Annotated in this window: 13 protein-coding genes and 2 pseudogenes; 10 read left to right on the top strand and 5 right to left on the bottom strand. The window is 67.6% G+C overall.

Going from position 1 to position 13,267, the window contains the following annotated elements; translation table 11 throughout:
• Positions 1–51 precede the first annotated feature (51 nt).
• A complete protein-coding gene (locus ACODT5_RS16435) occupies positions 52–297 on the bottom strand; it encodes a hypothetical protein (RefSeq protein ID WP_422520032.1) in 246 nt (81 codons plus the stop codon).
• A 97-nt stretch (positions 298–394) separates the two neighbouring features.
• On the opposite strand from ACODT5_RS16435, the gene ACODT5_RS16430 reads away from it, so the two are divergent.
• Together ACODT5_RS16430 and ACODT5_RS16425 are read left to right on the top strand one after the other, a co-directional pair.
• Positions 395–709 carry a hypothetical protein gene (locus ACODT5_RS16430; RefSeq protein ID WP_422520031.1) on the top strand — a complete coding sequence of 105 codons (315 nt, stop codon included), beginning with the start codon at positions 395–397 and terminating at the stop codon, positions 707–709.
• Between the two features lie 169 nt (positions 710–878).
• On the top strand, positions 879–2,480 hold the full coding sequence (locus tag ACODT5_RS16425) for an IS1634 family transposase (protein WP_422520030.1): 1,602 nt from the start codon (positions 879–881) through the stop codon (positions 2,478–2,480).
• A 24-nt stretch (positions 2,481–2,504) separates the two neighbouring features.
• On the opposite strand, the gene ACODT5_RS16420 is transcribed toward ACODT5_RS16425, so the two are convergent.
• Positions 2,505–5,333 carry a hypothetical protein gene (locus tag ACODT5_RS16420; protein WP_422520029.1) on the bottom strand — a complete coding sequence of 943 codons (2,829 nt, stop codon included), beginning with the start codon at positions 5,331–5,333 and terminating at the stop codon, positions 2,505–2,507.
• A gap of 553 nt (positions 5,334–5,886) precedes the next feature.
• Here ACODT5_RS16420 and ACODT5_RS16415 point away from each other — a divergent pair.
• Positions 5,887–6,066, top strand: coding sequence for a hypothetical protein (locus ACODT5_RS16415; protein ID WP_422520028.1), 180 nt, complete (start codon positions 5,887–5,889; stop codon positions 6,064–6,066).
• Between the two features lie 429 nt (positions 6,067–6,495).
• Entirely contained in the window at positions 6,496–6,789 is a 294-nt protein-coding gene (locus tag ACODT5_RS16410) for a hypothetical protein (protein WP_422520027.1), read from the top strand.
• Positions 6,790–7,306: 517 nt separating this feature from the next.
• Here ACODT5_RS16410 and ACODT5_RS16405 read toward each other — a convergent pair.
• Positions 7,307–7,834 (bottom strand): hypothetical protein, encoded by a 528-nt coding sequence (locus tag ACODT5_RS16405; protein ID WP_422520026.1) that lies wholly within the window; start codon positions 7,832–7,834, stop codon positions 7,307–7,309.
• 228 nt (positions 7,835–8,062) lie between these two features.
• Between ACODT5_RS16405 and ACODT5_RS16400 the strand changes: the two are divergent.
• The 3 genes and pseudogenes from ACODT5_RS16400 to ACODT5_RS16390 form a co-directional block, all read left to right on the top strand.
• A pseudogene (locus tag ACODT5_RS16400) lies at positions 8,063–8,446 on the top strand (NF041680 family putative transposase); the annotation flags it as partial.
• Between the two features lie 45 nt (positions 8,447–8,491).
• Positions 8,492–9,028, top strand: a complete 537-nt coding sequence (locus ACODT5_RS16395; RefSeq protein WP_422520025.1) for a hypothetical protein — start codon at positions 8,492–8,494, stop codon at positions 9,026–9,028.
• A 139-nt stretch (positions 9,029–9,167) separates the two neighbouring features.
• On the top strand, positions 9,168–9,734 hold the full coding sequence (locus ACODT5_RS16390; RefSeq protein ID WP_422520024.1) for an SMI1/KNR4 family protein: 567 nt from the start codon (positions 9,168–9,170) through the stop codon (positions 9,732–9,734).
• 7 nt (positions 9,735–9,741) lie between these two features.
• On the opposite strand, the pseudogene ACODT5_RS16385 reads toward ACODT5_RS16390, so the two are convergent.
• Positions 9,742–9,874: pseudogene (locus ACODT5_RS16385) on the bottom strand (IS5-like element IS4811 family transposase); the annotation flags it as partial.
• Positions 9,875–9,997: 123 nt separating this feature from the next.
• Here ACODT5_RS16385 and ACODT5_RS16380 point away from each other — a divergent pair.
• Both ACODT5_RS16380 and ACODT5_RS16375 read left to right on the top strand, forming a co-directional pair.
• Positions 9,998–11,251, top strand: coding sequence for an IS256 family transposase (locus tag ACODT5_RS16380; RefSeq protein WP_422520023.1), 1,254 nt, complete (start codon positions 9,998–10,000; stop codon positions 11,249–11,251).
• Positions 11,248–11,667 carry a VOC family protein gene (locus tag ACODT5_RS16375; protein WP_422520022.1) on the top strand — a complete coding sequence of 140 codons (420 nt, stop codon included), beginning with the start codon at positions 11,248–11,250 and terminating at the stop codon, positions 11,665–11,667. The genes ACODT5_RS16380 and ACODT5_RS16375 overlap by 4 nt, the downstream gene beginning before the upstream one ends.
• A 153-nt stretch (positions 11,668–11,820) precedes the next feature.
• Here ACODT5_RS16375 and ACODT5_RS16370 read toward each other — a convergent pair whose 3' ends face one another.
• Positions 11,821–12,345, bottom strand: a complete 525-nt coding sequence (locus ACODT5_RS16370; RefSeq protein WP_422520021.1) for an SMI1/KNR4 family protein — start codon at positions 12,343–12,345, stop codon at positions 11,821–11,823.
• A gap of 244 nt (positions 12,346–12,589) precedes the next feature.
• Between ACODT5_RS16370 and ACODT5_RS16365 the strand changes: the two genes are divergently transcribed.
• Positions 12,590–13,138: an SMI1/KNR4 family protein gene (locus ACODT5_RS16365; RefSeq protein WP_422520020.1), complete on the top strand. Its 549-nt coding sequence runs from the start codon at positions 12,590–12,592 to the stop codon at positions 13,136–13,138.
• Positions 13,139–13,267: the final 129 nt, after the last annotated feature.

Raw genomic sequence — 13,267 nt, 5'->3', positions numbered from 1 at the left:
ACGGGTCGGCCGGCAGACCGGGCGCCTGGACTCCGACGACCAGCGCGCGGGCTACTCCTCGAACGGCACCCCGTCGAACTCCCCGTATTTCTCCTGCCCCGGAACCACCCTCCGGGCAGCTCTTCCGCCACCCGCCACCCACCGCACCTCGGCGACGGTGGGGAGTTCTACGGACGCGGAGACCTCGGAGTACTCGCAGCGGCCGAACTCCATGAGGCGGCCGGCGGTGCTCAGGGCGAGCGCGAGGTCGGGGGGTACGGAATGCGGGATAGGCAGCGTGGGTGACCAGTGGCGCAAGCAGACGTTGGCCGAACTGCGTGACTAGGATGCCCTGTTCGCGTCCGGGGCCGAGACTCCGACCTGGTTCGCGGCGTCCAAAAAGGAGACCCGGGTCGTGTCCGAGTTCGCTGCCGACGGTATGACCGGCACCTACTCCAGCCAGGGCAAACCGCTGTCCGATGTACAAGCGAGTCGCCTGACCGACAAGGGAGCCGTGGCCGTGCCCGGCGCACCGCACTGGCCGCAATTCCGGCCGCGCAACGCCGAAGCCTGGGATCCGTGGGCGCCGCCGCCCGCTGCGGCGAAGGTCTCCGTCCCTGGGCCCGCCATGGCTCCCGGGCCGCCTCCCGATCCCGCCCCTGTGGCCCAGGAGGCGCTCCTCGTCGAGCCGGGTGACGACTCCAGCGAGCATTCCTCCGGCCGCCGGTAGCGTCAATCGCTCTCTAGCCCCGTACTTCGCGGGTCGTTGATTCGTATGGTGTGACCGGTCCGGGAGTGTCCCGGACCGGTCGTGTGGCGTTGGGCCGGGTGTGTCGATGACTTCCCGGTCCCCGCGGCCACGGTCCCAGCGTCAGCGCCTTGAAGTTGTGGTGACGTCCGTGGTGGAAAAGCGTCTGGGCGCTCTGCCTGTCGCTGCCGAGTTTCTGCGCCGGCTGGACGTGGCCGGAATCGTCGATGAGGTGTGTCCGGGCGGCGCGAGCGCCCATCTGACGCACGGGCAGGTCATCGAGGCGCTCGTGGCCAACCGGCTGACCTCGCCCGCACCGCTGGTGCGGGTCGGGGACTGGGCCCGGACCTGGGCGGTGGAAGAGGTCTTCGGCATCACGCCGGACCTGCTCAACGATGATCGTCTGGCCCGCGCGCTGGACGCGATCGCCCCGAAACTGGAGGTCATCGCGGGCACGGTCGGCGCCCGGGCGATCACCGAGTTCGGGATCGACGTCTCCCGGCTGCACTGGGACATGACCAGCATGTCCGTCCACGGAGCCTTCCCCGCCGAGGACCAGGACGAGCAGTACCCGCTCATCGGCTGCAACGGGCATCCCAAGGACCGGCGGGTGGACCTGAAGCAGGTCCAGGCCGGGCTCGCGGTAGCGGCCGACGGCGGTATCCCCGTGCACTCCCGGGTCTTCGACGGCGCCGCGGCCGAGGTCAGCCAGGTCGTTGGAGCGATGAAAGACCTGAAGACGATGGCCGGCACCCACACGTTTTTGATGGTCGCCGACTCCAAGCTGGTGTCCTACTCCAACATCACCGCCCTGCTGGAAGCCGGGGTGGAGTTCATCGCTCCCGTCCCGGCCGCCCAGATCAAGGACGAGGTCTACGCGGCCCTGGATCTCGGGCGGGCCGAGCCTGTCGACTGGGTGCCCGAGCGGGACGAAAGGAAACCGGAGGCGGAACGCGAGACATACCGGGTTCTGGAGGACACCCACACGTTGACCGGCCGCCGCAAGAGCGACCCGTCGCTCACGGTGCGCCGGATCCTGGTCCACTCCACCGCCGTCGCGGCCGGCCAGCAGGCAGCCCGGGCCAAACGACTGGCCAAGGCCGCCGAAGACCTCGACAAGCTCACCGCCGCAGCGGGCGGACGCCACTACAAGACCCGGGAGAAGATCGTCGCCCGGATCGGCGTCGTCACGGCCAAACGCCGCGTCACCTCCTGCCTGCGCTGGCACATCACCGCCGACGAGCACGGCACCCCCGGCCTCACCTGGAACTTTGACCAGGACGTGCTGAAAGCCGAAGCAGCCGTCGACGGCTGGTACGCGCTCATCACCAGCGTCCCGGCCGGGAAGGCCGGCCCGGCCCAGGTCCTGATCCACTACAAGGGCCAGGGCGCGGTCGAACGGCGTTACCACGACTTCAAGGGCCCCCTCGCGGTCGCACCGGTATTCGTCCAGCACAACCGACGCGTCGCCGCGCTGATCCAGGTCATCTGCCTGGCCCTGCTCGTCTTCTGCCTGATCGAACGGCAGGTCAGACGCGCGCTCGGCCCCGAAGAAACCATGGCCGGCCTCTACCCGGACAACCGCCGGGTCCGCCCCACCGGCCGAATGATCCTCTACCACCTCGGCGAACTCACCCTGCGAATCGGCAACGTCACCGACCCGCCAACCGTCCAGATCAACCGCGGCGTCCAACTCCACCTCCTCGACCTCCTCGACACCGACATCACGCAGACTCGCTGGCCACAGACCTGAAACGCTCACCCGCGAAGTACGGGTCTAGCTGGGCGCCTGGTCCGGCATGGGTGGCGTCGGCGGGGGAGCCGCGGCCAGCGGCGTAAGTCCCCAGGCGCGTCTGACCCGGTCGGCGAGGACGAGGGCACTGTACGGGGATACGGCCAGTTCCAGGCGTATGTCCGCCAGGCGTTGCACTGAGCCGTCCGGGTCCGCCTGCTCGACGTCGTCGCGGCGTCGGCTGAAGTCCGCGGGGGTGAAGATCTGGAGCAGGGTGAGCACGTAGGCGACGTATGCCCGGGCCTCGGCGACCAGCGGGCGCGTCGTTTCCGGCAAGGCCCTGTCGTCAGGTCCGGCAGCTCCCGGGACGACGGGCACCGCCGGCGCTGCGAAATCCTGCAAGGCGCGTATGAGATCGTCTGCCTGTTGCGGGCGGGCAGCGTCCAACTGCTCCGTGAGGATCCGGTAGTCGACCATGACCGGCGCGGTCTCGGCTGTCCACGGCTGGGCGGCGAGCAGGGTCCGGAAGCCGGCGAGGGTGTCGGACAGCTCGTCCGCCAGCATGACGAGTGCGATGTCGCGCAGTTCCACGTACAGGGTGCTCTGGCGCAACTCGACCAGGCCGAGGGCGTAGCGGATGAGGTCCCGCGGGATGCCTCCGGACAGGGCATGGGCGAAGGTCGCGTACGGCAGGGGGAGCCTGGGCACGCGCTCCTCCAGGATCGCCACCGACTCGGCATGCGTCATCGGGCGGATGTGGACGACGTCGTCGAAGGCGCTGTCGGTGCTGTCGCGGTGTGGCATGCCACGGCGTACGAACCCCGCGCTGATGTCCTCGGCAACCGACACCAGGCAGTAGACCCGGGGCACGCCGAGGATCGCCTTAACCTCGCCGAGAAACGTTCGCGCCTGCGCCGGGGTGGCCATTCGGTCCAACTCGTCGATGCATAGGAACACCCGCCCGTCGCCCTGCTCGCCCAGCTCCTGTGCGATCGCCTCCATCATTGCCCGGAACTCCGCGACCAGCTGGGGGAAGTTCGGCGGCACGGTGGACAGGGTGGAACCGTGCGCGCTTCCGAAGGGCGTTCCCGAAGCGAGGTTCAGTGCGGCCGATGTGCCTTGGACCGTGCGGAGCCGGAAGAGCTGGTCCAGGCAGCGCCTTGTCAGGTCGCTCTGCTTCTCCTGCTGCTTGCGCCCTTCGAAGGAGCAGCGGACGAGGACCAGCCCGAGCAGGAGCAGCGTGAGCCGGCCGGGGTTCTCGGGGTCGGTTACGGCAGGCCGGGTCGTCGGGGAGAGCTGCATGAACCCGATGCAGGCCAGACCCGCCAGGGTGATCGCCACCAGCAAGCGGTCGCGGACCGTCAGACGTCGCGGGAAGTCCGAAGACGTGACGAGCAGGAACACGAACAGCGGCACCAGCAGCACGGCGAGGAAGGCTGTCAACCCATTTGGGGGTAAACCCATCCGGCTGGTCCGGTCCGGCACGATGTCGACGGCGTCGTACACGGCCACCAGAACGTCCAGGACCGGCGTCGCGACCAGCACCCAGCCGAGTGCCCAGAGCAGCACCCAGCCTGCCCGGCGCTCTTCCCTCAGTCCGAGGAACCTTCGCAAGCGCCCCGGCGTACGAAGGCCCCACACGAAGAGGCTCGTCCAGGCGATCATCAGGCTGACCACGACGTAGTGACCACGCCAGAGTCCGTCCACCACGTGGGCGGCATTCTGCTCCCCATCTGCTGCGAAGGACATGAAGGCCGAACGTCGGCCGCCCCACCAGCCACGTACCGTCACAGCTGCGCCCAGGACGAGCAGGGCAGTGGCGGGCAGGGCGAAAAGGAGCCACCGCCCGGTGCGGCGGGCCAGACTCCTGGCGCGCCGGCCCAGCCGTACGAAGCCTGACAGCCGGGTGAAGTCGGGTACGGGCTGCCCGCTCCGCTGCAGGTACTGCTCGCACACGCCGACCAGGCATGAGAGCAGGAAGTCGTACGGGGTGTATGCGGCGGGTACGGCAACGCGGATCACCAAGTCGGGCTTCGCGGTTTCTGCCGTCGCGGGCCGGAGCAGACTGCTCACGGCGTCCAGGAGAGTGGTCTTGCCCACGCCCCGCGGACCGCTGAGTGCGATGGTGCCGCCGTCGATCAGACTGAGCTTGCGCGCCAACTGCACCGCGCACAGGCTCCGTACGAAGAATCGGGAGTCCCGCCGCGCCCGCAGCCCGTGATAGCCGTCGTACATGAGCACGGAGTGCGGGTCGTCGCCGAGCAACGCCTCGATCACCTCGAGGAGGACCTGGCGCATGCTGCGGGCGTTCAACTCCGCCGCGAGCCGCTGCAGTGCACCGTCGACGTAGGAGGCGCTAACCCACGCCCCTAACCGGCAACGGATGTAGACGGGCATGATGCGCAGCTGCCGACGTGCGCGAGGGCGGCGCCACAGCCATGCGCCCACGGCACATGCGGCCACCGCCGCCGCCACCTGCGAGGTGGACCAGAAGCCGCCGGACCCGTTCAGACTGGCGAGCATGCCGACTACCATCAGGAGGGTTGCCACCGTGGCCGGTTCCAGCCCGAGCTGGGCCCGGGCGCGCGCCAGGCGCCGCCGCTGCCTCGTCCGCCAGTCCAGCGCCGAGACGACGGCCTCGTGGTCTACCCGCGCAAGCAGCAGGACCCGTTCCACGACCGCAGTTCCGTGCATGGCCGCGCGCACCGCGTCGGCCGTGACCTCCGGGCGGATCTGCAACCGGTCGACGACGGCCGGTTCGGCCAGGAGCTCCTCGACACCGTTCCGGTAGACGGCGGCCTCCGCCGCATAACGCCAGCCCCTGAAGGGCGGCAGGGGAGCCTCCGCCTCCGGCGGTGTTGCTATTGCGGTCACAATCGGCTCCTCACCCACGGCGCAGCCCGGCGAGCGTAGAACGCCGGACCCGCTCCGCGCAGACGAACCCCCCATCCGGACGGCACGGCTCGGGCGGGTCGGCGGTGGTTCAGGGCGCCCACGTGCTTGTGCTCGACGAGAAATCAGGCGGCGCCGATATACAGGGCCTTGAAGACGTATTCGTAGTCTTTGGGTAGGGTTCGGTTCAGCCGAGTCCGGGTCTTCGCTCGTAGCGTGTCCACCAACGGGCTTCCCTGCCGTGTCTGCGAGTGCCTCGCCTATGGTGCGCGCCGGGCGATCTCCCCTTCAAATGTCCCGCGATGGTTTCGTCGCTTTCCGCCGCCAGGGTCAGGAACGTACCGGAACGCACCATCTGTCGTGGAACGCTGGGCGCTGCGGCACAGAGCGTTCAGAAGACCTTCAAAGGCGCTGCAAGCCAGGGCCGCTGTGTACAGATCCGGCTGCCCTACGCCCCGATCGGCGTCGTAGTCGGCTGGCCCGAGTGGAAGAATGTCGCATGCTGACACCAGCGAGCCCGACGCAAGGAGAACCCGTGAGCACTGCTCGAAACGCAGTCGTCACGTTCGTCAGCGTTGTCGCGATCCTCCTCGCTGTTCAATTCGCCTTCGAGCAGGCATTCACCGTGCGCTCGGTGCTGGTTGCAGCTGGCGTGGGACTGCTTTCCGTCGTCGTCGGCCCCCTCTGGGAAGCCTGGCGGCAAAGGCGCCGCTGAGCAGGGTTGCTGCACAGGCCGCAGGCCCCGCCAGCCCGCGGGGCCTGCGGCGTGTACGGCTGGACGTACGTTGCTCGCGACGTATCCGCTGGAGCGGGCTGACGGGCCGTGCGGCTCGGTGCGAGGGTGTGTGTCGGGAAGTGCGGTTGGCGGTCGCGGTGGTGACCACGCCAGTCCCGCGTCTGTTCGCGAGAGGCCGCCCGGCTGGCCCGGCGGGACTGCCGGCGGGCGTGCATGACCCAGGCGATCGGCCCCTCGACCACCCAAACTGCGGGGCACGACGCGAACCCGACCGCATTCTTCGGCCGACTGACGGTCTTCACCGTCACGTCCAGGCACTTCTTCGCGCAGGTGTCGACCACGAGATGTCGTGTTCAGGCAACCCTGCACCGTGGGCCGCTTGAACACAGGGCAGGGAGAGGGCGGGCCGTGGTGAGTAGGCGCGAGACCTGGACGACTGAGGAGTTCGGCACCGCCCACACGGGCGCGGTCGAGGCCGTCCTCGCGGACGGCACCGTCCCGACCCCGGTGTACTTCGATGCCGACTCGGGCGGGGGAGGAGACCCGGTCTCGCAGTGGAGCGTCTGCAACGGCCACTGGCCCCACGTACCGAAAGCAGCCGCACTGCGCGCGGTGTGCTCCTGCGGCTGGACCGGCCCCGAACACCGTCTGGACTGGGAGGCGATCGGCGACCAGAGCCTGGCCGAGGGCGGGAGCGAGTAGGCGGACGCGGGCGAACGCGACTGGGACGGGCACACCGCCCAGGTCGAGACGACGACCATTCCCCTGCCGGAGACCATTACTACGCTGCTGGAGTGACCGGAGGGGGAGATCGGCAAGCTGACGAAGACCTCCCCGGTCGCGGGCGTGCGGGTGGCCCGCGGCCTGTAGGTCGTTGCCGAGCGGGTCGGGTACTGGGCGGCCCGGGACACCGCGGCGGACCTGGACACCGCGCAGGCCGCCGCGCACCTAGGCCTCAACGAGGACGCGGCAAGCAAGCTGATGGCCCGCTTCGGCCGCTGGAGCCCCTACCGCTGACCTGCTGCGATCGCCCTGGGGCCGGGTGGAGCAACAGTCCGCCGAAGCTGGCCCAAGAATCGCGCGCCCTTCTCGGCTGGTTGGAGGCCAGTGAGAAGGGCGCGTTCATCTGACCTGGCGCTCACCGGTTCCGGCTGCCGCGGAGCGATGCTCCGCGCGGCCGGCGCGTACGCGGCACGGGATCTCTCAGGCTTGGCGAGGACTATTCCCCGCCCTCATCGTCCTCGGCTTCCCTTACGAACCAGAGGTCGAGGGTGTATTGCTCCGTTGTGGGGCACTGTTTCCACGCGGCGCGGAGCTGTTCCGTGGTCCATGCCTCTTCGACGGAGCGGCGGTGGCTCGTGTCGCAGTAGGCGGCCGTGGTGTCGCGTCCACTCCAGGTCGCGTGGCCGTCGTACACGCCGGGCCTGGGCAGTTCCATGACGCCTGCCGGCCCGTAGGTGAGCTGGTTGACGATGAGCTGCCCGGTTGTTGATTCCAGGGTGAGCGCGACGGTGCCCTCGATGCCTTCCGGGGGATTTTGGGGGCCGGCCCAAATGTTGATGACGACCTGGACCTCGACGTCGACTTGGAGGCTGTGAAGGTAGAGGTGGTATCCGTTTCCGGCGACCACCTTAGCCCTCGACCGGGCGAGCGTCTCATCGTCACCAAGGTAGGCGTCGGCGTCGTAGACCTGCACGATGCCGCGGTCCGGGCGTGCCATGGTGCTGTACTCGGCGATGAGGGACACGGGAGCTCCGCCAGTGATCAGGGCATGATCTTCACGTAGAAAGCGTCTGCGTTGAGGATACGGTTCAGGGGGTACATCTCATTGAGGCGTCGGACGCCGGCCTCGTTGTCGTCTCCGTCGATGAGGCGGGCGGAGAAGCGCTTGCCGTGGCTGCGTCAGTGACAACTGACTCCAGCGGTAGGTCAGTTCTGACTCCGCTCAGGGGCCTCAGGGGCAAGATCTGAATGTGAGACGCTCGGCTGGACCCGTCCGAAACTCCGTCTCGCCGAGGCAGCGGATCGCTGGACCTGGCTGATCATCGCCGTCCACGCCCAACTTCGGCTCGCCCGCCCCCTCACTGCCGACCTGCGGCGGCCCTGGGAGAGACCCGCCGCACCGAACAAGCTCACTCCCGCCCGAGTCCGGCGCGGGTTCAGGCACCTCCGTGCGAAGTGCCCTCAGCCAGCCGGTGCACCAAAACCTGCCAGGCCAGGCCCCGGGCGCCCACTCGGATCCGAGAATCGCATTCGGGCTGTCGTTCACGACGTCGGACGCGTCCTCAAAACCGGTGAACCGTACTCGCGCCCCAGCCACCACAAGCAGGGCACCAAACCGAGACGCATCACGTCTTAGGCAACCTCATCTCCCTCCAGTGTTATGACGGCGTACGGTCCAGACATGGACGTAGTCAGCGGCGTTGTCAGCATCGAGTACTCGCACTTTTACATCAATGAGCACATCGAGACCGTGTTGGAGGGTATCGACCAGACACCTGACTTCCGCACCGACGAGCCTGTGATCGGCACCCCCGGCCAGCTCACTATCGTCAGCTGCGTCCAGTCCCATGATGCTTGGGTGACCCTCATGCTCACCGAGACCGAGCCCGTCCAACAGTCCACGCAGTGGCAGTTACTCGGCACGTGGCCCTACCTGCCGATTTCAGGCGGGCGGATGAGCATGTACGGCCCCACCACTGGCCCTGCCGCACCAGCTGCGGGCTGGCTTACAGGTAGCCAGGGACATGTCCCAGCCTTGCAGCTCGATCCGACCACGATCTACACCGTCCACGTCTACGCCAAGGGCCGCCAAGACTCCCGAGCCAGACACGAAGCCGCCATGGCCCGCGAGGAATGGGGCCTACACGAAGGGTTCGAGGACTACGTGGCCGTATTCATCCCCACCGGGCAGCAGGTCAGCCCCCGGCACTTGGGTTAAACGACAAGATCGGTACCTGTTTGCGATCCGGGGTTGCCTGAGCCCGGATGGGCTGAGAGCTCGGTGTGCGTGGTGTGTCTTGGGAGTGATGGTGCCCTGGCTGAACCGGGTGTCGGAGCGATCTGACACGCTGCTCGCCATGATTGATGACGACTTCATCGGGACTCAGACGCCGGTCCGCAGGGTCCTTGATCCAGACGAGTCGATCGCCGTGTTGGAGAGAGCTGTTCCCGGGCTGGTAGATCACCGACGTGCAGAGCCTGCTGAACTTGACTGGAACGTCATTGAGGATGGTCTCAGCATCGTCCTGCCTGCCGACTTCAAGCGTCTGACTGAGTGGTATCCCGCGTTTGCGCTTGACGACTTCCTCCTCGTCAGCCTTCCTGACCCGGGGCGGGAGATCTACCGCTTGCGGGCCATGCGGGACGATCGGGAGTGGTGGGACTCCGATGACGCCACTGACCTGCGCCGCCCGTATCCGGCACCCGGCGGCTTGCTCCCATGGGGCGAGTCATCCGAGGGAGACCGGTTCTTGTGGAGCTCCATCGAGCACAGCCCGCAGCAGTGGCGGGTCACCGTAGCGTCTCGGAACGGCGGTTGGTGGCACTACGAAGGCGGAGCTGTGCAGTTCCTGGCCGAGCTCTGTGACGGAACGCTGGAACCGTGGGCGTTGCCCCCGGTCAGCCCTGAGGTTACTGATTCCTGAGGTTCTGCTGTGCGATGCGCCTGGTCATGAGAGTGATGGCTGCCCAAGTGATGAGGGCTTCGCTGTGTTGCACGAGCCTCTCGTAGTGCACGGGCGTGGCGTCGGGCGTGGATGAGCCAGGCCAGCGTGCGTTCGACGACCGAGCAATGCTCGAGACTTGTGGGTCGGCTTCGGGCGGACGCCGAAGGGGGTACCTTCCCGAGTGATCGACTTCTGGTCATCGAGTAGGCCCGCGTGGCTGCGCGGGTCGGGAAGGCACACCCGTGCTCAGCGTAGTGAATGCCGATGGGACTACCGAGACCGGTTCCCTGATCGACGGCATCGTCCGCGAGGGTGCCCGGCGGATGCTGGCCGCGGCGCTGGAGGCCGAGGTCAACCAGTACATAGCGGAGCTTGCCGGTGAGAAGGACGCGGCCGGTCGGCGGCTGGTGGTCCGCAACGGGTACCACCACGAGCGGGCGGTGAAGACGGCCGCCGGTCCGATCGAGGTGAGGGCGCTCCGGGTCGACGGCCGCCGCATCGGCGAAGCCACGGGCGAGCGGATGCGGTTCTCCTCGAAGATCCTGCCGCCGTGGTGCCGCAAGTCCCCGAAGGTCAGCGAAGTACTTCCGCTGCTTTACCTGCACGGCCTGTCCTCCGGTGACTTCGTGCCCGCGCTGGAGCAGTTCCTGGGCAGCTCGGCGGGGCTGTTCCCGGCCGCAGCGACCCGGCTGACCAAGCAGTGGCAGGCCGATCACTCCGCCTTCCGGGACCGTGACCTGTCGGATATCGACTACGTGTACATCTGGGCGGACGGGGTGCACCCCAAGGTCCGCCTCGGCCAGGCACGTTCCTGCGTTCTGGTGCTGATGGGCGTGCGCACCGACGGCTCCAAGGAGCTGATCGCCCTCGCGGAGGGGCTGCGGGAGTCGACGGAGTCGTGGGCCGACCTGCTGCGCGACTGCCGCCGACGCGGCATGACCGATCCTGCCCTGGTGGTTGGGGACGGCGCGATGGGCCTTTGGCGGGCCCTGGCTGAGGTGTTCCCCGACGCACGCCATCAGAGGTGCTGGGTCCACAAGGCCCGCAACGGCACGAACGCCCTTCCGAAGCCAGCGCAGCCGGGCGCGAAGAAGGCCCTACAGGAGATCTACAACGCCGAGGACCGTGCCCACGCGGAGAAGGCGGTGAAAGCGTTCGCGCGGGACTACGGTGCGAAGTGGCCGAAGGCGGTGAAGAAGATCACCGAAGAGGTGGACGAGCTGCTGGCGTTCTACGACTTCCCGGCCGAGCACTGGATCCACCTGCGGACCACCAACCCCATCGAGTCGACGTTCTCCACCGTGAAGCTCCGCAGCAAGGTAACCCGCGGCGCCGGCAGCCCGGCCGCCGCACTCGCGATGGTGTTCGAACTCGCCGAATCCGCCCAGGCCCGCTGGCGCGCGGTCACCGCACCCCACCTCGTCGCCCTCGTCCGCGCCGGCGCCCGCTTCGAAAGTGGTTACCTGATCGAACCCTCCCCGGCGGTGGCGGCATGACGCGGCCGACCAGCGGGATGCTCCACCATGTCGAGATCTGGGTACCCGACCTCAACCGCGCCGTCGCCTCCTTCGGATGGCTGCTGGAGGCCTTGGGTTACGCACTGTTCCAGACCTGGAGCAACGGACGCAGCTGGCGGCTCGGGGCGACCTATCTCGTCTTCGAACAGTCCCCGGACCTCACCGCCGGCCAGCACGACCGGTGCCGGCCGGGCCTGAATCATCTGGCTTTCCACGTCGAGGGCAACGACACGGTGAAGGCGCTGGTCTCCGGAGCCCTGCAGCACGGCTGGAGCTTGTTGTTCCCCGACCGGTACCCGCACGCCAGCGGCAACCAGAACTACGCCGCATACCTGGAGAACACCGACGGATTCGAGGTTGAACTCGTCGCCATCAACTCATCAGCACCAGACTGACAAATCAGCCCACCCACAGGTCTTGACGATATCTCCCGCCGCGACCGCAGCCAGCCTTACTTCTGCGCTCTGGCCTGGTGAGGTTCGGGCGGATCGGCATCCGTCCGTACCTCACCAGAACGAGCAATGCCCCTTACTGGAGAGCCCGAGCCGTTAGGAGTCAAACGGCGTGAAACGCGGGTCTGTTCTCGGCCAGGACCGGTCCACAAAGGCTGGCCGGTCACCACCCTCGAAGCAGCGAATCAGGAAGCCGGTGAAGGTGCCGCTGGTTTCGTACCATTCCCCGCACTCACTGCCGACAACAATCCCCCACTGGTCAGGGTCTGAATCGACGACGTGGAAGTAGTACTCGTTACTGTGCTCGTCGCTGCCCCAGGGGATGAGCCCAGCGGGGTCCGGATGGAAGGCGAAGGGATAGAGCTCCGGGGCTTCGATGCGTGACTGGCGCCAGGAGTCAAGCGACCAGAACTCCTCGAGTTGGGCAGGAGTTGTGAGACCTGTCGGCCGATCCAAGTGAAGGTATCCGTCCAGAGTGCCCGGTCCGTACACGTCCATGAAGGCCTTGTAGTCCGATGGCAACGTGACAGCGAGGTGTTGCTCCGAAGCCTCCCAAACCTCGGCACGCGGCCAACCCCACACCTCCTCGGGCTCGCCAAGCAGCGCCTGCAACCGTTCCAACGGCGACGGCATCCTGTCTCCCATCCGTGACGCGTCCGTGAGCAAGTGCATCATCCAACCCAGCTCTGACAACCGCCGCTGAGCCGTCGTGTCAGTGTGATCACAGCTGCACTAGTGCGTCTCTTTCGGATCTTGAGGCTCCGGAGGTGGCGCCCCGGAGATTCGCTGCAGAGCCCGGCTTCGTAGGTTGGGCCCTCGGATACGACGCACCGCACGATGCGGGCGGCGGGACGAAGGGTGGGACATGCGCGGGACGGAGGCGGTGGCGGCGCTTGCCGAGCTCATGCCGGTGACTCACGGGGTTGACGAGCGGGTCGACTGGGGTGAGGTCGAGGCGGCCTGGGGGACCCGATTCCCCTCGGACTACGTCCGCTTCATGGAGGTGTACGGGTCGGGCGCAATCAGCGACGGGATCAGCATCCTGCTGCCGTCACTGCAGGCTGACGGGTACCCGTACACGGCAGGCCCGGGGCTGCAGGACGAGACGGAGATCGCCCGTGAGACCTGGGAGATGTGCTGCGACGACGCCGACTTCGACGTGGACCCCGGGTCCATTTTGGCGTGGGGCGTGACGTCGGGAGCGGACATCTACTGCTGGGTGACCTCGGACAACGATCCGGATCAATGGCCTGTCCTGATATGCGGAAGGCACACCAGCCCCGAGATGCAGTTGCACCCCCTCGGGATGGCCGAGTTCCTTTATAGACTCCTGAGCGACGCGGCGTTTCGACAGGGGACGATCAGCGTGGTGCTGCAGGACGAGGCGTCCTTCGTCAATTGGCGGAACGGCTAGGCCGTTTCTTATCTCTGCCCGCCGGGGCCGATGCCCCGAAGGCGATCTGGACTGGGTCGTCGCAGTCGACTCCACAATCGTCCGCGCGCATCAGCACGCGGCCGGGGCCCGTCAAAAGGGGCCCCGGCC

Origin of the sequence: Streptomyces tatrensis (assembly GCF_049310065.1) — a bacterium.
Lineage (GTDB): Bacteria > Actinomycetota > Actinomycetes > Streptomycetales > Streptomycetaceae > Streptomyces.
This window is presented reverse-complemented; position numbering and strand designations above follow the sequence as displayed.

What these genes read in the sequence shown, in the direction of transcription:
- ACODT5_RS16390 (WP_422520024.1), top strand. Translation starts at nt 9,168, where the DNA reads ATGATTGATGACGACTTCATCGGGACTCAGACGCCGGTCCGCAGGGTC.
- ACODT5_RS16365 (WP_422520020.1), top strand. Translation starts at nt 12,590, where the DNA reads ATGCGCGGGACGGAGGCGGTGGCGGCGCTTGCCGAGCTCATGCCGGTG.
- ACODT5_RS16395 (WP_422520025.1), top strand. Translation starts at nt 8,492, where the DNA reads ATGGACGTAGTCAGCGGCGTTGTCAGCATCGAGTACTCGCACTTTTAC.
- ACODT5_RS16375 (WP_422520022.1), top strand. Translation starts at nt 11,248, where the DNA reads ATGACGCGGCCGACCAGCGGGATGCTCCACCATGTCGAGATCTGGGTA.